17 protein-coding genes and 1 tRNA gene are annotated in these 18,497 nt (G+C 72.1%); 10 read left to right on the top strand and 8 right to left on the bottom strand.

The window, feature by feature from the left end:
• Position 1: 1 nt before the first annotated feature.
• Entirely contained in the window at positions 2 to 904 is a 903-nt protein-coding gene (locus ASG32_RS25145) for an alpha/beta hydrolase (protein WP_056531793.1), read from the top strand.
• Positions 901 to 2,367, top strand: coding sequence for an NAD(P)/FAD-dependent oxidoreductase (locus ASG32_RS25140; RefSeq protein WP_056531791.1), 1,467 nt, complete (start codon positions 901 to 903; stop codon positions 2,365 to 2,367). The genes ASG32_RS25145 and ASG32_RS25140 overlap by 4 nt, the downstream gene beginning before the upstream one ends.
• Before the next feature lie 68 nt (positions 2,368 to 2,435).
• Here the strand turns inward: ASG32_RS25140 and ASG32_RS25135 are convergent, their stop codons facing one another.
• Complete coding sequence (locus tag ASG32_RS25135) at positions 2,436 to 3,089, bottom strand: protein-L-isoaspartate O-methyltransferase (RefSeq protein ID WP_056531789.1); 654 nt, start codon at positions 3,087 to 3,089, stop codon at positions 2,436 to 2,438.
• 317 nt (positions 3,090 to 3,406) lie between these two features.
• Here ASG32_RS25135 and ASG32_RS25130 point away from each other — a divergent pair, with 317 nt between their 5' ends.
• Both ASG32_RS25130 and ASG32_RS25125 read left to right on the top strand, forming a co-directional pair.
• A complete protein-coding gene (locus ASG32_RS25130; RefSeq protein ID WP_199866159.1) occupies positions 3,407 to 4,681 on the top strand; it encodes a PQQ-dependent sugar dehydrogenase in 1,275 nt (424 codons plus the stop codon).
• Entirely contained in the window at positions 4,681 to 5,271 is a 591-nt protein-coding gene (locus ASG32_RS25125) for a c-type cytochrome (RefSeq protein ID WP_056531787.1), read from the top strand. The genes ASG32_RS25130 and ASG32_RS25125 overlap by 1 nt, the downstream gene beginning before the upstream one ends.
• A 144-nt stretch (positions 5,272 to 5,415) precedes the next feature.
• Here the strand turns inward: ASG32_RS25125 and ASG32_RS25120 are convergent, their stop codons facing one another.
• Positions 5,416 to 6,186, bottom strand: coding sequence for an MOSC N-terminal beta barrel domain-containing protein (locus ASG32_RS25120; RefSeq protein WP_056531785.1), 771 nt, complete (start codon positions 6,184 to 6,186; stop codon positions 5,416 to 5,418).
• Between the two features lie 198 nt (positions 6,187 to 6,384).
• On the opposite strand from ASG32_RS25120, the gene clpB reads away from it, so the two are divergent.
• The 4 genes from clpB to ASG32_RS25100 all read left to right on the top strand — a co-directional run bounded on the left by clpB (position 6,385) and on the right by ASG32_RS25100 (position 12,647).
• Positions 6,385 to 9,009: an ATP-dependent chaperone ClpB gene (gene clpB, locus ASG32_RS25115; protein WP_056531783.1), complete on the top strand. Its 2,625-nt coding sequence runs from the start codon at positions 6,385 to 6,387 to the stop codon at positions 9,007 to 9,009.
• 183 nt (positions 9,010 to 9,192) lie between these two features.
• A complete protein-coding gene (locus tag ASG32_RS25110) occupies positions 9,193 to 9,642 on the top strand; it encodes a hypothetical protein (RefSeq protein ID WP_056531781.1) in 450 nt (149 codons plus the stop codon).
• Positions 9,643 to 9,977: 335 nt separating this feature from the next.
• Positions 9,978 to 10,439 carry a hypothetical protein gene (locus ASG32_RS25105; protein ID WP_056531779.1) on the top strand — a complete coding sequence of 154 codons (462 nt, stop codon included), beginning with the start codon at positions 9,978 to 9,980 and terminating at the stop codon, positions 10,437 to 10,439.
• 258 nt (positions 10,440 to 10,697) lie between these two features.
• Complete coding sequence (locus ASG32_RS25100; RefSeq protein WP_244492179.1) at positions 10,698 to 12,647, top strand: DUF4139 domain-containing protein; 1,950 nt, start codon at positions 10,698 to 10,700, stop codon at positions 12,645 to 12,647.
• 94 nt (positions 12,648 to 12,741) lie between these two features.
• On the opposite strand, the gene ASG32_RS25095 is transcribed toward ASG32_RS25100, so the two are convergent.
• The 4 genes from ASG32_RS25095 to ASG32_RS25080 all read right to left on the bottom strand — a co-directional run bounded on the left by ASG32_RS25095 (position 12,742) and on the right by ASG32_RS25080 (position 15,979).
• A complete protein-coding gene (locus ASG32_RS25095; RefSeq protein WP_056531775.1) occupies positions 12,742 to 13,638 on the bottom strand; it encodes an inositol monophosphatase family protein in 897 nt (298 codons plus the stop codon).
• Positions 13,635 to 14,210: an NUDIX hydrolase gene (locus ASG32_RS25090; protein ID WP_082558041.1), complete on the bottom strand. Its 576-nt coding sequence runs from the start codon at positions 14,208 to 14,210 to the stop codon at positions 13,635 to 13,637. The genes ASG32_RS25095 and ASG32_RS25090 overlap by 4 nt, the downstream gene beginning before the upstream one ends.
• A gap of 7 nt (positions 14,211 to 14,217) precedes the next feature.
• Positions 14,218 to 14,925, bottom strand: coding sequence for a glutathione binding-like protein (locus ASG32_RS25085; protein WP_056531773.1), 708 nt, complete (start codon positions 14,923 to 14,925; stop codon positions 14,218 to 14,220).
• Between the two features lie 115 nt (positions 14,926 to 15,040).
• Entirely contained in the window at positions 15,041 to 15,979 is a 939-nt protein-coding gene (locus tag ASG32_RS25080) for an SMP-30/gluconolactonase/LRE family protein (RefSeq protein ID WP_056531771.1), read from the bottom strand.
• Between the two features lie 358 nt (positions 15,980 to 16,337).
• Between ASG32_RS25080 and ASG32_RS25075 the strand changes: the two genes are divergently transcribed.
• Positions 16,338 to 16,414 (top strand) — tRNA-Pro (locus ASG32_RS25075).
• Between the two features lie 25 nt (positions 16,415 to 16,439).
• Positions 16,440 to 16,751, top strand: a complete 312-nt coding sequence (locus ASG32_RS25070; RefSeq protein WP_020090615.1) for an ETC complex I subunit — start codon at positions 16,440 to 16,442, stop codon at positions 16,749 to 16,751.
• 16 nt (positions 16,752 to 16,767) lie between these two features.
• On the opposite strand, the gene ASG32_RS25065 is transcribed toward ASG32_RS25070, so the two are convergent.
• Complete coding sequence (locus ASG32_RS25065) at positions 16,768 to 17,226, bottom strand: nucleoside deaminase (RefSeq protein WP_056531769.1); 459 nt, start codon at positions 17,224 to 17,226, stop codon at positions 16,768 to 16,770.
• A 93-nt stretch (positions 17,227 to 17,319) separates the two neighbouring features.
• Positions 17,320 to 18,387 carry a spore photoproduct lyase family protein gene (locus ASG32_RS25060; RefSeq protein ID WP_056531767.1) on the bottom strand — a complete coding sequence of 356 codons (1,068 nt, stop codon included), beginning with the start codon at positions 18,385 to 18,387 and terminating at the stop codon, positions 17,320 to 17,322.
• Positions 18,388 to 18,497: the final 110 nt, after the last annotated feature.

Raw genomic sequence — 18,497 nt, 5'->3', positions numbered from 1 at the left:
GATGGCGAGCCTGCGCGCGTATCTCGGGGCCTACATGGTCCGCAGCCGGGTCCGCGGCCCCCTGTCCCGGGCGCGGGACGCGGCCGCGTTCCGCCGGATCTTCGAGGCACCGACCTTCCCCGACCCCAAGGGCGTCACCTACGAGCCGGGCATCGTCGGTGGCGTGAAGGGCGAGTGGGTTCGGCCGAAAGCGGGCCCCGGCCGGCGGATGCTCTACATTCACGGCGGCGGCTTCATCGCCTGCTCGCCGCGGACGCACCGTCCCGTCACCGGCGCGCTGGCGAACCGGGGCTTCACGATCTTCGCGCCCGAGTACCGCCTCGCCCCCGAGCACCCGTTCCCCGCGGCGGTCGACGACGTGACCGCCGTCTGGGCGGCGTTCAGCGCCGAGGGGGCCGCCTGCGTGGCGGGCGAGTCGGCCGGCGGCAATCTCGCCCTCGTGCTGATGGGCGAGGCCCGCGCCCGCGGCCTGCCGATGCCCTGGGCGGCGGCCCTGTTCTCGCCGGCCACGGACTTCATGTCCGAGGACGGATCGCGGGTGACCAATGCGTGGCGCGACGCCATGTTCGACCCGCAGGCGCTCGCGGCGATCCGGCCGATGTATCTGGGCGCCGCCGATCCGGCCGATCCGCGGGTCTCACCGCTCTACGGCGACCCGACCGGCTTCCCGCCGCTGCTGTTCCATGTCGGCGCCCGCGAGGTCCTGCGTGACGATTCCGTGCGCATGGCGGAGCGGGCCCGCAGGGCCGGCGTCGAGACGGAGCTCAAGCTGTTCCCGGTCGTGTCCCACGCCTGGCAGTTCGCCGCCAGCATGCTGCCGGAGGCGCGGACCTCCCTCGACGAGGCCGCGGCCTTCCTGACGGCGCACGCGCCGCACACCCCGTCCGGGAGCACCCTGCGATGACCGAGCCCGCGGACGAGACCCTGGCCGTCCTGATCGTCGGCGCCGGATTCTCGGGGCTCGCGATGGCGATCCGCTGCCGGCAGGCGGGAATCGGCCCGCTGCGGGTGATCGAGAAGGCCGACGGCATCGGCGGCACGTGGCACGACAACACCTACCCGGGGGCGGCCTGCGACGTCCCCTCGCACCTCTACTCGCTGTCCTTCGCGCCGAAGGCCGACTGGAGCCGGATGTACGCGCCGCAGCCGGAGATCCTGGCCTATCTCCGGGACACCGCCGAGCGGAACGGCCTGACGCCCCTGATCCAGCTCGGGACGACCTTTACCGGGGCCGCCTGGGACGCGGCGCGCGCCCTGTGGCACGTGGAGACCGACCGGGGACCGATCACGGCGCGCGCGATCGTCGCGGGCATGGGCGGGCTCCACCATCCGGCCTACCCGGACATCCCCGGCCGCGACGCGTTCGCCGGCCCCGCCTTCCACACGGCGGCCTGGGACCACTCCGCGGTGCTGGCCGGCAAGCGGGTCGGGGTGATCGGCACCGGCGCCAGCGCGATCCAGGTGGTGCCGGAACTCGCCGCCGTCGCGTCGCACCTGACGCTGTTCCAGCGCACCCCGCCCTGGATCATGCCCAAGAACGACCACGCCATCACGGAGCGGGCCCGGGAGCGCTACCGGCGCCTGCCGCTCAGCCGGCGGCTCGAGCGGGCGCGGCTGTTCTGGCTGCACGAGGTGCGGGCGCTGCTCGGCTTCACCAAGGTCTCGAAGCTCACCGGCCAAGCCGAGTCCCTGGCGCGGCACCATCTCGCCAAGGCGGTCCCCGACAAGGCCCTGCGGGCGAAGCTGACGCCGAATTACCGCCTCGGCTGCAAGCGGGTGCTGATCTCCGACGAGTACTACCCCGCGCTCCAGCGTCCGAACGTCACCCTGGAGACGGACGGCATCGCCCGGATCACCGAGACCGGCGTGACCACCGAGGCCGGGCAGCATCACGACCTCGACGTGATCGTCTACGCCACGGGCTTCGACGTGGCCGCGACTTTCGCGCGGATGCACCTCGTCGGCCGCGACGGCCGGAGCCTGACCGAGGCCTGGTCCGGCGGCGTGGGCGCCTACCAGGGCATCACGGTCGCGGGATTCCCCAATTTCTTCATGCTGCTCGGGCCCAATACCGGGCTGGGCCACAACTCGGTCATCTCGATGATCGAGATCCAGGTGCAGCACGTCCTCGACTGCCTGAAGGCGCTGCGCCGCGGGAGGCAGACCATCGAGGTCCGGCCGGAGGCCCAGGCCCGGTTCGTGGACCGGATCCACAGCCGCATGGCCGACAGCATCTGGCAGGCCGGCGGTTGCCGCAGCTGGTACCTCGACGCGACCGGGCGCAACAACACCCTCTGGCCCGACTCGGTGATGGCCTATCGCCGGAGCGCCCGCCGGGCCCGGCTGGGCGATTACAGGCTCGGCTGATCGGGGCCTGCCGCGCCGTCACGGATCTGCCCGCGCCCACGGGGGCGGACGCGATCCGGCGCGCGCTGTCAGAACGCGAAGCCCGCCTCCGCCGCGAAGGCCTCGAGACCGGGCAGCGACGCGTCGAACAGCGGCCGAGCGCCGAACGCGTCGCCGGCGCGCACGAAGAGCGTGACCTTGGCGTTGCGGTGCGGACCGAACACGCAGACCAGGCGACCGTCGTCCTTGAGCTGGTTCAGCAGCGCCTGCGGGCGGACCTCGACCCGGCCGTTGATCAGGATGACGTCGAAGGGGCCCTGCTTGGGCGCACCGTCGGCGATCGGGCCTTCGATCACCTGGGCGGAGGCGCCGAGCCGGGTGCGCGCCGCCGCGGCGAGATCGGGCACCGATTCCAGCGCCGTCACCTGCGCGCCGAGTTCCGCCATGACGGCGGCGGCGTAGCCGTAGCCGGTGGCGACGTCGAGGGCGGCGACGCCCGGCCGGACCCGCAGGGCCTGGATCATCCGGGCTACGACCATCGGGGCCGGCATGCAGCGGGTCTCGCCGCCGGCCTCGCCCAGGTTCAGGGTCTGGTCGATATACGCGAAGGGCTCGCGGCCCTTCGGCACGAAGGCCTCGCGCGGCACGGTGTCGAACGCGTCGAGCACCGTGTTGTCGTTCACGTCGAAGGTCCGCAACTGGCAGTCGACCATCATCCGCCGCGCCTGCGCGTAATCGATCATCGATACGTGTCCTCGAACCGGATCGGAACGCCGCGTCGGCCGGGCTCCAGCAGACGGCCGGCAGCCCCGGCCAAGCCTAAGCTTCCCGGACGGGGGGCGTTTTCGGAGATCATTGCCCAAAACGCAAGGTGAGCCGACGCGACAGCCGAAGATGGCCCCGGAGGACGCGGCGGCGTGCCTGATCCCGGCCAACGTTACGGCGGCCGCGGAGTGTCGCCTCCCTGCCGCCCGGGCCGGTCGCACTCCCCGGCGGACCGTTGAATAAAGAGTGCAGAGCGAGCGGGCGGTCCGCGAGGCCGCCGCCACCGGGAGACATCATGACGCCGATCAGCCAGCCGATCCTGACCCGCAGCCTCGCAGCCGCCCTCGCCGGACTGGGTTTCGGCCTGATGGGATCCGGCCCGGTCGCTGCGCAGGAGACGCCCGCGACCGCCGCCCCGCCGCCCAGCGTCCAGGTCGATCGCGGCTCGGCCCTCTACGGCCGCCCCGAGAGCGGCGCCGCGGCCAAGCTCGCGCCGGTGGCGGGGCCGCCGCTGGCGACCGCGGCCGCCAAGCTGCCGCTCGACAAGCTGACGGTTCCGGAGGGCTTCAAGGTCGAGGTCTACGCCAGCGGTCTTGCCAACGCCCGCGAGATGACCCAGGCGCCGGACGGCACGCTGTACGTGGGCACCCGGACGGTGGGGAAGGTCTACGCGGTGCTGCCGAAGGCGGACGGCGACGGGAAGCGCGCGGTGAAGACCATCGCGACGGGCCTGCACCGGCCGAACGGCGTCGCGTACCATGACGACGCGCTCTACGTCGCCGAACTCTCGAAGATCTGGCGCTACGACGACATCGCCAACCATCTCGACGGCGCGGCGAAGCCGACTCTGGTCTACGACGACCTGCCGAAGGACGAGGCCCACGGCTGGAAGTTCATCGCCATCGGCCCGGACAACAAGCTCTACGTCCCGGTCGGCGCGCCGGGCAACATCGTGATGCCGCCGGACACGCACGCGCAGATCCGGCGCATGGACCTCGACGGCAAGAACGCCGAGGTGATCGCCCGCGGTGTGCGCAACACCGTCGGGTTCGACTGGAACCCGAAGACCAAGCAGCTCTGGTTCACCGATAACGGCCGCGACTGGGTTTCGGAGGATATCCCGAACGACGAGCTGAACGTGCTCACGGAGCCGGGCAAGCAGCATTTCGGCTATCCGTACTGCCACCAGGGCACGTTCACGGATCCGGAATACGGCTGGGGCCATACCTGCTCGGAATTCACCGCGCCGGCGGCGCTGCTCGGCGCGCACACGGCCTCCCTGGGCCTGCGCTTCTACACCGGCACGCAGTTCCCGGAGGCCTACCGCGACGCGATGTTCGTCGCCCGGCACGGGTCGTGGAACCGCACCACCAAGCTCGGCGGCGACGTGGTCGTGGCCAGGCCCGGAGCGGACGGCAAGACCGCCGCGGTGGAGCCGTTCCTGACCGGCTTCCTCCAGGACAACAAGTATGTCGGCCGGCCTGTCGACGTGCTGGTCGCCAAGGACGGATCGCTGCTCGTCTCCGACGACTACAACGGCGCGATCTACCGCGTCAGCTACGGCCGGTGATGCGCCGCCCCACCCGGGCAGCCCGCGGGCTGGTCCCCGCCCTCGGCGGGCTGCTGCTGGCGGGCGCGGCGCTCGCCGCCCCGGACGCGGCGATGCAGGAGCGCCTCGCCCCCTGCATCGGCTGCCACGGGGCCGGCACGTCGGCGACGGAGGGCGTGCCCTCGCTCGGCGGGCAGCTCCCGGACTACGTGGTCACGCAGCTCTTCCAGTTCCGGGAGAAACAGCGGGAGGCGCCGCCGATGAACGAGGTCGCTGCCGGATTCTCCGACGACGACCTGCGCGCCTACGCCGACGCAGTGGCGACGCTGCCGCCGCCCGCCCGGTCCGGGCCGCCGGCCGACGCGGCCCTGGCGGCGCGCGCGCAGGCGCTGGTGGCGAAGCACCAGTGCAATTCCTGCCACGGGCCGGATCTCGCGGGCCGGGACGCGATCCCGCGGATCCGCGCGCAGCGGGAGGAGTATCTCGCTAAGGCGCTCGCCGGCTACAAGTCGAACGCCCGGCCCGGCTACGACCCCGCCATGAACGAGGTCGCGCAGGGCCTGAGCGACGCGGACATCAAGGATCTCGCGGCCTACGTGTCGCGGCTCTGAGACGACATCCGTTGGACCGCGTCCACCCGTCATCACGAGCGCAGCGAAGTGACCCAGGGCGGCGCGCGGCGTGTCAGCGTGGCGCTGCCTGGCTCTCTTCGCTGCTCTCGCAACAACGGCAGCGCTGGGATCACCCGTCGCGCGTCACCCCACCACGCGCAGCGCGTCGCCCCGCGCCAGCGGCCCGCCGGCGATCACCTCCGCGTAGACGCCGAGGTCGCGGTGCCCGAGGCGCGCGTCGAGGGTCCAGGGGATGTCGCAGTCGCGCACGCCACTGACCGGGTCGACGTTGGTGGCGGCGGAGCGCACGGTCCGCTTGGTGATCTTGAGCCGCAACCCGCTCGGCGCCTCGACCACCTGCCCGACCATCTCCAGCTCGGCGAAGGGTTCGAGCCCCTCGACCAGCAGGTTGCCGCGGAAGCGCAGCGGGTCCACGGGCGCGCCGAGGTAATCCTCGACCGCGGCCACGCTCGCCCGGTTGATGAGCGACACGTAGCCGGTCGGGGAGTCGGTGAACCGGTACTGCGGCGGCGCGGCCAGCACCTTCGGCTCGCCCCGGAGGCTCTCAGGGACGTAGCGCCGCATCAGCTCCGCGAGCCCCTCGCGGCCGGACTCGGTGTCGAGCCGGAAGGCCTGCGGTTCGCCGTACCCCTCCACGGTCAGCGTCGCCGTGGCATCGTCGTAGCGGGTGCGCAGGCGGGCGAGCGCCTCGTCGCGCATGAGCATCAGGTACTTGGTCTTGGGCTGGTGGCGGGGCGCGACCGCGTTGAAGCCCGACGGACCGTTCTCGATGGCGTAGAGCCGGTCGCCCGGGAAGTGGCCGCTGGTCTCGAGCGCCGCTCGCTCGACGGGTTCGGGGCTCAGGCCCTTCACCGGGTAGCGATACAGGGCGCTGACATGAATCAATGCGGTCATGCGCGGAGCGTGGCCCTGAAATGATCCGGCGCGCAAGAGCTTCGCGGCCCCTTGTGGTGCTCAATTGCAACACCACATCGGGTCTACCGGCGGCCACCACGGCGCCGGGGCCCTCGCGCGGCGGATAGCCGGAGGGCGACGTTTCGGTGGCGCCGCGCCTCTCATCGGGCGGCGGATGCCGGTACGGGAGGGTTGTGCATGAACTTCGAGAAGTACACCGAGCGCGCCCGCGGCTTCGTGCAGGCGGCTCAGAACCTCGCGATGCGCGAGGGACATCCCCAGCTTCAGCCGGGCCACCTGCTCAAGGTGCTGCTCGACGATCCGGAGGGCCTCTGCGCCGGCCTGATCGACCGCGCGGGCGGCCAGTCGCGCGTGGCGCTGGCCCAGACCGAACAGTGGCTCGCCAAGCAGCCGAAGGTCTCCGGCAACGCGGCCGCCCCGCAGGCGACGCGCGAGCTGATGCGCCTGTTCGACACCGCCGAGAAGGCCGCCGAGAAGGCGGGCGACTCCTACGTGACGGTGGAGCGGCTGCTCCTCGCTCTGGCGGTGGAGAAGGATTCCGAGGCCGGCCGCGCGCTCCAGGCGGCGGGCGTCACCCCGGCCTCGCTCAACGCCGCGATCAACGCCCTGCGCAAGGGCCGCACCGCCGACAACGCCTCGGCCGAGAACGCCTATGACGCGCTGAAGAAGTACGCCCGCGACCTCACCGAGGCCGCTCGGGACGGCAAGCTCGACCCGGTGATCGGCCGCGACGAGGAGATCCGGCGGACCATCCAGGTCCTGTCCCGGCGCACCAAGAACAATCCCGTCCTGATCGGCGAGCCCGGCGTCGGCAAGACCGCGATCGTCGAGGGTCTGGCCCTGCGCATCGTCAACGGCGACGTGCCGGAGTCCCTGCGGGACAAGAGCCTCCTCGCCCTCGACATGGGCGCGCTGATCGCCGGCGCGAAGTACCGCGGCGAGTTCGAGGAGCGGCTGAAGGGCGTGCTCTCCGAGGTCACGGCGGCCGAGGGCGGCATCATCCTGTTCATCGACGAGATGCACACGCTGGTCGGCGCCGGGAAGGCGGACGGCGCCATGGACGCCTCGAATCTCCTGAAGCCCGCGCTCGCCCGCGGCGAGTTGCACTGCGTCGGCGCGACCACGCTCGACGAGTACCGCAAGCACGTCGAGAAGGACGCGGCGCTCGCCCGGCGCTTCCAGCCGGTCTTCGTGTCGGAGCCGACCGTGGAGGACACGGTCTCGATCCTGCGCGGCCTGAAGGAGAAGTACGAGCAGCACCACGGCGTGCGCATCCAGGATTCGGCCCTGGTCGCGGCCGCGACGCTGTCGAACCGCTACATCACTGATCGGTTCCTGCCCGACAAGGCGATCGACCTCGTGGACGAGGCCGGCTCGCGCCTGCGCATGCAGGTCGATTCGAAGCCCGAGGAGCTCGATAACATCGACCGCGAGATCGTCCGGCTGAAGATCGAGGGCGAGGCGCTGAAGAAGGAGACCGATTCCGCCTCCCGCGACCGGCTGGTTCGGCTGGAGAAGGAACTCGGCGACCTGGAGGAGCGCTCGGCGGCGATCACCGCCCGCTGGAAGGCCGAGAAGGACAAGCTCGGGACGGCGGCTGGCCTCAAGAAGAAGCTCGACGAGGCCCGCAACGACCTCGCCGCGGCGCAGCGCCAGGGCCAGTACCAGCGCGCGGGCGAGCTCGCCTACGGGGTCATCCCGGGCCTGGAGAAGCAGCTCGCCGAGATCGAGGCGAAGGCGGAGAACGGCCGCGACGCGATGATGGAGGAGGCCGTCACGCCCGCCCACGTCGCCGGGGTCGTCTCCCGCTGGACCGGCGTGCCGGTGGACAAGATGCTGGAGGGCGAGCGGGAGAAGCTCCTGGCCATGGAGGAGGCGCTGTCCAAGCGCGTCGTCGGCCAGCGCGAGGCGGTGGAGGCGGTCTCGACCGCGGTCCGGCGCGCCCGCGCCGGGCTTCAGGATCCGAACCGGCCGATCGGCTCGTTCATGTTCCTGGGCCCGACCGGCGTCGGCAAGACCGAGCTGACCAAGGCGCTCGCCGGCTTCCTGTTCGACGACGACACGGCGCTCGTGCGCATCGACATGTCCGAGTACATGGAGAAGCACGCGGTCGCCCGGCTGATCGGCGCGCCTCCGGGCTACGTCGGCTACGAGGAGGGCGGCGCCCTCACCGAGGCCGTGCGGCGCCGGCCTTACCAGGTCGTGCTGTTCGACGAGGTCGAGAAGGCGCACCCGGACGTGTTCAACGTCCTGCTGCAGGTTCTCGACGACGGGCGGCTCACCGACGGCCAGGGGCGGACGGTCGACTTCCGCAACACGCTGCTGATCATGACCTCGAATCTCGGGGCCGAGTATCTGGTGAACCAGCCCGCGGGCCAGGACACCGACGCGGTCCGCGAGGAGGTGATGGGCGTGGTGCGGGGGCACTTCCGGCCGGAATTCCTGAACCGGGTCGACGAGATCATCCTGTTCCACCGCCTCGCGCGGTCGGAGATGGGTGCGATCGTCGAGATCCAGCTCGGGCGCCTGCAGAAGCTCTTGGACGATCGCAAGATCACCCTGGAGGTCGACGAGGAGGCCAAGAACTGGCTCGCCGACAAGGGCTACGACCCGGCCTACGGGGCGCGGCCGCTGAAGCGGGTGATCCAGAAGAACGTCCAGGATCCGCTGGCCGAGCTGGTGCTCTCCGGCAAGGTCCACGACGGCGAGACGGTGCCGGTCCGCCTCGGGCCGATGGGCCTGATGATCGGCGACGTGACGGTCGGGGCCGAGCGCCGCCCGGTCAACGCGACGCTGAACTGATCGGCCGGACGGGCGAGGGGCGGCGCGCCGGCACTCATGTGCGCCGCCCGGTCCGTCGCGCCTCTCGGACACGGGCCCTCACGAGGCGGCCCCCGCGGGATGACGGCCGCGCGGCATCGACCGCCGATGCCGCGATGAGCTAGTGCGCTGGACAGGGCGGACGGGTGCCCGAATCCTGGCGCCATGCGCCCTGCCGTCGCCGCCCTTCTCGTCGCCGTGCCGCTCGCCGCAGCGGCGGACGATCTCCCGCCGCCGGTGGCCGCGGCCATCGCCGAGGTCGAGGCCGCCTGCGGATCCGCGCCGGCGAGGATCGATCCGTTCGTCATCGACCGGCAGGACGTGAACGGTGACGGGGTGCCGGACTTCATCCTCTACGTCGGCGGCCTCCCATGCGGCGACGAAGAAGTCTCCCAGTGCGGCCTCATGGGATGCCCGAAGATCGTCCTCGCATCCTCGAAGAACGGGTTCGTCGTGGTGCTGGACATCTACGCGCACGACCTCTGGTTTCGCGCGCTGAATGGCCGGCCGGCCGCTTCGGCGAACGACGAGGGATGGAATTGCGGCTCGGTCCGGAGGGGGCCGGGCCGCACGACCTTCCTGTGGGACGGGACGCGCTTCGCCTGCGCCGAGTAGAGGTTGTCTGGCTCTCCGGCGCCGCAGGCAGGCGGTCGCTCCCCGGGTCGACGCTCCGGGGAAGCGCCGGGAGAGCACAGGACCGGTCGCCCACCTTCGCTGGACGCGCGGATGTCCGATACGGCTTCGGCGCCCTCGCCGGTGACGTCGCCCTGTCGAGCGGCGCCCTCATTCCCGCTGTCGACCGTGCCCCCAGCGTCGCGGTCACCATCCGTCCGGACGGCGCGAACGCGCTGCGCGCCTGGGTCGGAGGAAGGCCCGCAGCGTAGCCTCCATCGGGGCCGCGATGAGCTAGTGCGCTGGACAGGGCGGACGGGCCTGAGGATCCTGGCCGCATGCGTCGCGCCCTCGCCGCCCTGGCTCTCGCCCTCCCGCCCGCCGTCCCGCTCACCGCCGCGGCGGACGATCTCCCGCCGCCGGTCGCGGCGGCGGCCGCGCGGGCCGAGGCGTCCTGCGGGTCCGAGCCGACCACGCTCGAGCCGGGCTTCATCACCCGCCAGGACGTGAACGGCGACGCTGTACCGGACTTCATCCTGGATTTCGCGGCCGTCCAATGCGGCGATGACGAGTCCGCCGCGTGCGGCACCGCGGGCTGCGAGATGCAGGTCTTCGCCTCGACGACGGACGGGTTCGTGGACGCCTTCGACGCCGTCGCCCACGACCTCCGATTCCGCACGGTGGGAGGCCGCCCGGCGGTCATCGTCGATATGACCGGGGCGGCGTGCGGACGATCCGGGCAGGATCCGTGCGGCGCGATCGCCGTCTGGAACGGCAGGACATTCGGCCGGACACGGTAGGGTGCATCCGCGGACCGCAGCCTTCCCCCATCGCGCCGCCGTTCCCGTCCCGCCGCAACGGCGCCGCGACCCGGCGCGCCCCGGCGCGGACAGCACGGGAGGGCCCCCGGCGATCGGTTCACGCCCGCGCGCGTCACGAAGCCTTTGCCGGACGGCGCGCGGTCGGCCAGGGTGGGACCGCGTGCGGCGGGCGCGCCCTGACTGGAGCCAGACGAATTGATCCGATCGCATCTGACCTTAGCCGGAGTCCTCGTGTCCATGATTGCAGCCGCACCGCCCCTGATGGCAGCGCCCGACGGCATCCGCGCGGTGACCTTGTCGAGCGGCGGCCTGGCCGAAGTGACCCTGGTCCATGCCGTCGACGGCGACGGGACGATCGGGCTTAGCGTCCGGCCCGAGCAGGTCGACGACATTCTCAAGAGCCTCGTCGTGCGCGATCCCGTCGGAACCGTCGGCGCCCTGCGCCTGGACGGGGTGGATCAGGCCGACGAGACCCTGCGGACGATGCCGTTCACCGCGGACGACCTGTCCGCGCCGACCCGCCTCGTGGGCAAGCTGCAGGGCGTCCCGATCCGGGTCCAGAGCGGCGGGCGCACGCTCGAAGGGCGGGTGCTCGGCGTCTCCGAGCGGAATGCCGGGACTGAGACCGGCGACGTCTCGATCCTGACCGTCCTGACCGCGACCGGCACGCTCGAATCCGTGCCGATCGAGGACGGCGCCTCCGTGACGATCCTCGACCCGGCCATGGCGGCCAAGATCGCCGAGGCGATCGCGGCGGCCGGGAAGACCAAGGTCGGCGACGCCCACCGGGTCGAGATCGCCGTCTCCGGGCAGGGCCAGCGCGAGGTCCGGTTGACCTACGTCGTCGCCGCGCCCGTCTGGAAGACGAGCTACCGCATCGTCGATGGCGGCGGCGGCCGCGCGAACCTGCAGGCCTGGGCCATCATCGAGAACGCCCTCGGCGCCGACTGGACGGGCGTCGACGTCACCCTCTCGTCCGGGTCGCCGGTGGCGCTCCTCCAGCGCCTGCACAAGCGCTACTGGCGCAAGAGACCGGAGGCGCCGGTGATGGTCGAGGATGTCGGTATGCCGGACCTCGACCCGGGCACGGTCGCGTCGAAGTCGGTCGCGCGCCTGCGCGCCCCGGCCCCCGCCGCCGCGCCCCTTCCGGCCCCGATGGCGCGGATGGACACCCGCGACAGCCGCATGGAGGCCGCGGAACCGAGCTACGACGCCGCGGCCGCCACCGCGGGCGCCGCCGCCAGCGAGGGGGATGTCGCGGCGAACTTCACGCTGCCGCATCCGGTCGATCTGCGCGCCGGCGGCACGCTGTCGGTGCCGTTCCTCGATACCGAGATCGAGGCCGAGCGGGTCGCCCTCTGGAAGCCAGGCCAGGGGGTTCACCCGATCGCGGCCCTCCGGATCCGCAACAGCGCCGGCGCGACCCTGCCGGCGGGCCTCATCACCCTCTACGACCGCAAGGCCGGCTACCTGGGGGACGCCCGCCTGCCCGCGACGCCCGTCGGCGAGCAGCGGCTCGCCAGCTTCGCCCTCGACCGCAAGGTCGCCGTCCAGGCGGAGACCGCGCCGAGCGACGCCCTGACCAAGATCACCGTGGTCGACGGCGTGGCGCGCGCGACGGTGATCGCCCGGGAGGTCACGACCTACACGATCAAGGGTGCGCCGGACGCCGCCCGCTCCGTGATCATCGAGCATCCCCGACGGGATGGCTGGACCCTCACCGCGTCCGCTCGCGACAGCGAGACCCCCACGGCCTATCGCCTCAAGGTCGCGGTTCCCGCCGGCGGGACGGCCGAGACCCGGGCCGTGCTCGAGCGCGTCCGGATCGACGCCTACGACCTCGTCGACGCCGACGAGGCGCTGCTCGTCCGGTGGGCCTCCCTGGCGACCGACCCGGAGCTCGGCGGCAAGCTCAAGACCCTCTCCCAGGCCCGCGCCGAGGTCGCCGCGGCGACCCGGACCGTCGAGGAGATCGGCGAGCGCGCGGCGAAGGTGCAGGCGGAGCAGGAGCGCATCCGCAGCAATCTCGGCGCCGTTCCGAAGGACAGCGAGCTGGCGCGCCGCTATCTCAGCCGCATGGGTGCCCAGGAGGACGAGCTGGCGAAGCTCGATGCCGCCCGGACCCAGGCCGAGGACGGGCTCAGGGCGTCGCAGGCGCGGATCCGGTCGCTGATCGCGGCGCTCTGAGAGCGGTCCCGGATCCCCGCGCGATCCGGGACCGCCCGATCGACGGCCATCCCGGCCCGGACGCGACCCGGACGCGGCCCGGCAGGGCCCTGTCCTAGGCGGGGCGGATGGCCGTCGCCAGATCGGCGGCCTGCGCGCGATCCCGGCACACCAGCCAGAGGTCGTCGTGGGCCGACAGCTCGGCGTCGAACAGGTCGACGAAGTCCGCCGGCGGATCCCCGAGATCGGGCCAGTGGAACAGGCGGAAGCCCAGCGCCTCGAACAGCGGGAGGATCGGGCCCAGGTCCCACAATCGGTTGTTGCTCAGGGTCGCGTCGAGGCGCCCGGTGGCCAGGAGCGCGGCGTCCGAGATCGCCCCGCCCTCGCTCCAGGGGAACCAGCCGCGGCCGTAATCCAGGGTGTAGCGCTGCGCCGTGACCGACAGCCAGCCGACATGGCCGGTCCGGCGCTCCGGGCGCTTGAGCGGGCGCAGCGCCGTCGTCGTGCGGCCGCCGCGGGTCGGGGCCCAGTAGGCGCGGCCCTCGCTCGCCGCCAGCAGGAGACCCTCCGTGGCTTCCGCCGGTACGCCCCCGGCCGGTGCGGAGCGGTCCTCGTTCCAGGCCGGCAGGCTCATGACGCAGGCCCGGGGCCAGCCACCGCGGCAGGCCGCCACCATCACGCCCCAGCCCGACAGGCCGCCCGCGAAGGGCCGGGTCCCGTCGATCGGGTCGCCCACGAAGGTCCAGGCGTCGCGGGCGAGCAGCGCCCGGGCCGCCGCCTGTCCGAGATCCTCGGCGGTCTCCTCCTCGATCAGGTCGGGGCCGAACCGCGCGTGCATCAACCGGCTGACGGCGAGGTCGGCCTCGGTCAGCGCCTGGCCGAGATCCGGACCCTTGTTGCTCATCGCGAGGCCTCCCGCCCGCATGGCGAGGGCCAGCGGGGCCGCCTCCTCGGCGAAGGCGAGCATCGCCGCGAGGACATCCGGCGCGGGTGCGGTGGGCGAGAGGGTCATGCGGCGAACAGTTCGGGGCTTCGGAGCATCAGGGCCTGGACGAGAACCAGGGTCTTGAGATCGGGCAGGCGGCCGGCCCGGGCCTGTTCCGCCAGCGCGGCCAGCGGCATCTCCACGGCCACCACCTGCTCGCCCTCCGCGTGCAGGCCCCCGCCGGGGCCGACCCGATCGGCCGCGGCGTAGGGCGCCAGGTAGAGCCAGAGGCGCTCCGAGGACACGCTCGGCATGCTGTAGGCGTGGGCGACCGGCTCCAGCCGGGTCAGTCGGACGCCCGCCTCCTCCATCGCCTCCCGGATCGCCGTCGCCTCGGGGGCGCCCCCGTCGAGGCCGCCCGCCGGGGCTTCGTCGAACTCGGCCGACTCACCCCAGAAGGCGGGCCCGACCCGCGCCTGACGGACGAGCAGCGCCACGCGCCGCTCGGGATCGTAGGGCAGCACGCAGGCCGCCTGCCCGTGGTCCTCCAGCGCCCGCCGCACGGTGCTGCCGTCCTGCAGCGTCAGCGTGGCGATGCCGAAGGTGTTCCAGCCGCGGTGGATCACCTGCAGCGGCAGGGCGGGCGGGATCTCGACCATGATCCGGTCAGCGCATGGTGCTGGCGGCGGTCTGGCCGAACATCACCTTCTTGGCATCCTCGCTCATGGTCTTGCCGAAATCGGGATTGACCTCCGGGGCGCGGGCATAGGCCGCCTTGGTGGCGGGCCGCTCGGCGATCGCCGTGAACCAGCGCTTGAGGTTCGGGTGCTCGTCGAGGTTCTGCCCCTGCTTCTCCCACGGCACGATCCAGGGATAGCAGGCCATGTCGGCGATGGAGTAGTCCGGCCCGGCGACGAAGGCGCGGTCGGCCAGCCGCCGGTCGAGGACGCCGTAGAGCCGGTTGGTCTCGTTGACGTAGCGCTTGATCGCGTAGTCGATCTTCTCGGGCGCATACTGCGAGAAGTGGTGGTTCTGGCCGAGCATCGGGCCGAGGCCGCCCATCTGCCAGAACAGCCATTGCAGCACCTCGGCCCGGCCGCGCGGGTCACCCGGGATGAAGCGCCCGGTCTTCTCGGCGAGGTAGAGCAGGATCGCCCCCGACTCGAACAGCGTGACCGGCGCGCCGCCGCCCGCCGGCTCGTCGTCGACGATCGCCGGCATCCTATTGTTGGGCGCGATCTTGAGGAAATCCGGGTTGAACTGCTCACCCTTGCCAATATTGACGGGATGAATGCGGTAAGGAACGCCCGCTTCTTCGAGAAACATCGTGATCTTATGGCCGTTCGGCGTCGGCCAGTAATGGAGTTCGATCATCGGCTGGTGTCCCGCTATGCCCCCGGCGGACGGGAAGTGGGTCGGCGCGCCGCTCCGGTCAAGCATGGTGCCGGCGACGACGCCGGCGGCGCACGCAGGGCTGGGCATCCGGGCCTCACCCGCCGGCGCAGCCCTGGACGTCGACGTGGACGGCGTAGAGCGACTGGCTCGCCGCCATGAACAGGCGGTTGCGGTGCCGGCCGCCGAAGCAGAGGTTGGCGCAGCGCTCCGGCAGCCGGATGCGGCCGATCGGCCGGCCGTCGGGGTTGAACACCATGACGCCGTCCAGGGCGTCGTCGCCCATGCCCCACCCGCACCAGAGATTGCCGTCGACGTCGCAGCGCAGCCCGTCCGGCGTGCCCGGCCCGGCATCGATCAGGACCCGCCGGTCGCGGAGCGTGCGGCCGGCGACCACGTCGTAGGCGACGATCCGCCGGGTCGGCTGCCCGCGCGATTCCACGAGGTAGAGCACGCGGCCGTCGGGGGAAAAGCACAGGCCGTTGGGACCGGCGAGGTCGGTGGCCACGGCCTCCAGCGCACCGGTGACCGGGTCGAGCCGGTAGACGTTCTGCGGCAGTTCGGGCTCGGCGCGCACGCCTTCGTAGAACCCGCCGATCCCGAAGGGTGGATCGGTGAACCAGACCGCGCCGTCGGCCGCGGTCACCACGTCGTTGGGCGAGTTGAGCCGGCGGCCCTCGAACGCGTCCGCCAGGACGGTGATCGCGCCGTCATGCTCGGTCCGGGTGACCCGACGGCCGCCGTGCTCGCAGGTGACGAGCCGCCCCTGCCGGTCGCGGGTGTTGCCGTTGGCGAAGCCCGACGGCCGCCGGTAGAGGCCGACCGCCCCGCTCTCCTCGTCCCAGCGCAGGATGCGGTCATTGGGGATGTCGCTCCAGAGCAGGTAGCGTCCGTCGCCGAACCAGACCGGCCCCTCGCACCAGCGGAAGCCGGTCGCGAGGCGCTCGACCGCCGCGTTGAACACCCGGTAGCGGGCGAAGGCGGCGTCGAGAATCTCGACCGCCGGGTCCGGGTAGCGCGGGCTCGGTGTCCACACGGGCAGGTCCCTGTCACTCGCGGCGATCGTCACCGTTCCGGCGCGGGCCGGCAAGGCCCGCCGCGCGGACGCGGGCGCAGCACCGCGGCGACGCTGCGGCGACGAGGGCCGGAACCGCCCGGCACGGCGATCCGGGCGCACCATCCTCCACCCCCCAGTGATGGCAGGCGCCGGTTCGACGGCGGGGCGGCCCGGCCCTCGTCCCGGCCCGAACGCTACCGCGCCCCGATTTGTCTGACAAGTGGCACGCGACGGCCAGGCCGCCGCGAAGGGCCGATCCCGGAAGCGTCGGCGCGCACCGCGCCGCGCCTTGCGGGGGAACGGCGGAACCGCTACGGCATTGAGGCCGTGTGGCAGTCGGGGTGTGGCGCAGTCTGGTAGCGCACCTGGTTTGGGACCAGGGGGTCGTAGGTTCGAATCCTATCGCCCCGACCATTCGATCAGGAGCTTGTCGAGTCAGATGCCGAGCGCCCGCATCTTCCGTCCGTCTCGGGACGCCACGCAGTCGGGCCTCGCCCGGACCAAGCAGTGGATCCTGGAGTTCGACCGGACCAGCCCGCGCGAGATCGATCCGCTGATGGGGTGGAACGGGTCCTCGGACATGCTCCAGCAGGTGCGCCTGGAATTCGACACCGAGGAGGAGGCCGTGGCCTACGCGAAGCGCGAGGGGATCGCCTACCGCGTCGAGCAGCCGGCCAAGCCCGTCCAGCGCAAGGGCCTGTCCTACTCGGACAATTTCAAGTTCAACCGCACGGCGCCCTGGACCCATTGAGGCCGTCGCCGCCGCGTCAGGCCTCGCGGCGCGCCTTCCACGCCGGGTAGGGCGAATCGCCCGTCGGACGCAGCTGGGTGACGCGCATCGGCTGCGCGTCGAGGGGCTGGCAGAGCTCGGCGTAGATCGACGCACTGCCGGCGCCGTAGGTCTCGGCCTCCTCGGCCGAGAAGGCGAAGTAGCCCTCCTTGAAGCCGGCCAGGCGCATCGCGGCGTGGCACATCGGACACGGGCGGCCGCTCGCGTACATCACGCAGTCGCCGAGGTCGCGGCGGCCGAGGAGGCGGCTGGCCTCGCGCAGCGCCACCATCTCGGCATGGGCGCTGGGGTCGTTGGTCGCGTGCACGGTGTTGGCCGCGCGGACCAGCACGGTCCCCTCCCGCACGATGACCGCGCCGTAGGGCGCACCGCCCGCCTCGACATTGGCGGCGGCGAGGGCCACCGCCTCGCCGATATGGTCCTCGTGCGTCGACATGGATGGGCTCGACATGGACGGGCTCGGCATGGCTGAGCTTTCCTCCGCTGGCGCGCCAACGCCGCGCGCGGCCGGAAGTTCAGCGCTCCGCGCTCAGAACGCGTAGCGCACCGTGCAGTAGGGCATCGTCTCGGCGAGCAGGGCCTTGAAGCGGGCGAGCCAGCGGCCCTTCCAGCCGGCCCGGTAGCGCAGGTTGGTGCCCCCGCCCTCCGAGACCTTCGCCTCCTGGATGTCCGGCCGCCAGAGCAGGTCCTCGGCCTTCGGGTGCCAGCCGAGATTGACCGCGTGCAGATCCGCGTTGTGGGTCAGCATGATGATCTCGCACTTGAGCTGCGCCTTGGCGGCGTCGGACAGCGTCGCGTCGATCTCGGCGAACAGCGCCCGCCAGTCGGCCTCCCAGCCCTCGTAGAGGATCACGGGCGAGAAATTGGCGTGGACCTCGTAGCCGGCGGCCACGAACTCGTCGATGGCGGCGATCCGCTCGGCGATCGGGGCGGTGCGCACGTCCACGATCCGGGCGATCCGCGCCGGCATGAGCGAGAAGCGGACGCGCGTCTTGCCCTGCGGATCGTAGGCGAGGAGGTCGCGGTTGACGGCCTTGGTGGCGAAGGAGGCCTTGGCGTTGGGCAGGGTGCGGAACAGCGCGACCAGGGCGCGCACGCCGTCGCTGACCGCCGCGTCGACCGAGAGGTCGCCGTTCTCGCCGATATCGTAGACCCAGTGCTCCGGATCGATCGGGTCCGGCTCCGGCAGGCGCCCCTGGCGGCCGGCGTGGCGGGCGATCGCCGCGCAGGCCTGCTCGAGGTTCACGAACAGCGAGATCGGGTTGGAGAAGCCCTTGCGGCGCGGCACGTAGCAGTAGGCGCAGGCCATGGCGCAGCCGTTGGAGGTCGAGGGCGCGATGAAGTGGGCGCTGCGGCCGTTGGGGCGCATCGCCAGCCCTTTCTTCACGCCGAGGACCAGCGTCGAGCGCTTGATCCGCACCCAATCCTCCACCGAGCCGGCGTTGCCGTGGAGTTCCGGGATGTTCCAGTGCGACGGCACGACGATGCGCGCGGCGTCGGGAAAACGCGCCAGGATGTCCCGGCCCAGCGGGAAGTCGCCGACAGTGGGCTCGTGATAGATCGTCTGGATATCGAGCAGGTCGCGGGTCAGGGCCATGGACGATCCGGGGCCCGGAAGCGGCCCGCGACCCGATATGGTGCGCGGCGACGCGGCCGGAATGCCTTGCGACCCGGAGTCTCTCCTCGAGCGGCGCGCGAAAAGCTCGG

Source organism: Methylobacterium sp. Leaf361 (assembly GCF_001424445.1).
GTDB lineage: Bacteria > Pseudomonadota > Alphaproteobacteria > Rhizobiales > Beijerinckiaceae > Methylobacterium.
The sequence above is the reverse complement of the archived record's forward strand: the minus strand, read 5'-3'. Positions and strand labels throughout refer to the sequence as shown.

What these genes read in the sequence shown, in the direction of transcription:
- ASG32_RS25125 (WP_056531787.1), top strand. Translation starts at nt 4,681, where the DNA reads ATGCGCCGCCCCACCCGGGCAGCCCGCGGGCTGGTCCCCGCCCTCGGC.
- ASG32_RS25060 (WP_056531767.1), bottom strand. Translation starts at nt 18,387, where the DNA reads ATGGCCCTGACCCGCGACCTGCTCGATATCCAGACGATCTATCACGAG.
- ASG32_RS25105 (WP_056531779.1), top strand. Translation starts at nt 9,978, where the DNA reads ATGCGTCGCGCCCTCGCCGCCCTGGCTCTCGCCCTCCCGCCCGCCGTC.
- ASG32_RS25145 (WP_056531793.1), top strand. Translation starts at nt 2, where the DNA reads ATGGCGAGCCTGCGCGCGTATCTCGGGGCCTACATGGTCCGCAGCCGG.
- clpB (WP_056531783.1), top strand. Translation starts at nt 6,385, where the DNA reads ATGAACTTCGAGAAGTACACCGAGCGCGCCCGCGGCTTCGTGCAGGCG.
- ASG32_RS25100 (WP_244492179.1), top strand. Translation starts at nt 10,698, where the DNA reads ATGATTGCAGCCGCACCGCCCCTGATGGCAGCGCCCGACGGCATCCGC.
- ASG32_RS25065 (WP_056531769.1), bottom strand. Translation starts at nt 17,226, where the DNA reads ATGTCGACGCACGAGGACCATATCGGCGAGGCGGTGGCCCTCGCCGCC.
- ASG32_RS25120 (WP_056531785.1), bottom strand. Translation starts at nt 6,186, where the DNA reads ATGACCGCATTGATTCATGTCAGCGCCCTGTATCGCTACCCGGTGAAG.
- ASG32_RS25085 (WP_056531773.1), bottom strand. Translation starts at nt 14,925, where the DNA reads ATGATCGAACTCCATTACTGGCCGACGCCGAACGGCCATAAGATCACG.
- ASG32_RS25090 (WP_082558041.1), bottom strand. Translation starts at nt 14,210, where the DNA reads ATGGTCGAGATCCCGCCCGCCCTGCCGCTGCAGGTGATCCACCGCGGC.
- ASG32_RS25095 (WP_056531775.1), bottom strand. Translation starts at nt 13,638, where the DNA reads ATGACCCTCTCGCCCACCGCACCCGCGCCGGATGTCCTCGCGGCGATG.
- ASG32_RS25130 (WP_199866159.1), top strand. Translation starts at nt 3,407, where the DNA reads ATGACGCCGATCAGCCAGCCGATCCTGACCCGCAGCCTCGCAGCCGCC.
- ASG32_RS25070 (WP_020090615.1), top strand. Translation starts at nt 16,440, where the DNA reads ATGCCGAGCGCCCGCATCTTCCGTCCGTCTCGGGACGCCACGCAGTCG.
- ASG32_RS25140 (WP_056531791.1), top strand. Translation starts at nt 901, where the DNA reads ATGACCGAGCCCGCGGACGAGACCCTGGCCGTCCTGATCGTCGGCGCC.
- ASG32_RS25135 (WP_056531789.1), bottom strand. Translation starts at nt 3,089, where the DNA reads ATGATCGATTACGCGCAGGCGCGGCGGATGATGGTCGACTGCCAGTTG.
- ASG32_RS25110 (WP_056531781.1), top strand. Translation starts at nt 9,193, where the DNA reads ATGCGCCCTGCCGTCGCCGCCCTTCTCGTCGCCGTGCCGCTCGCCGCA.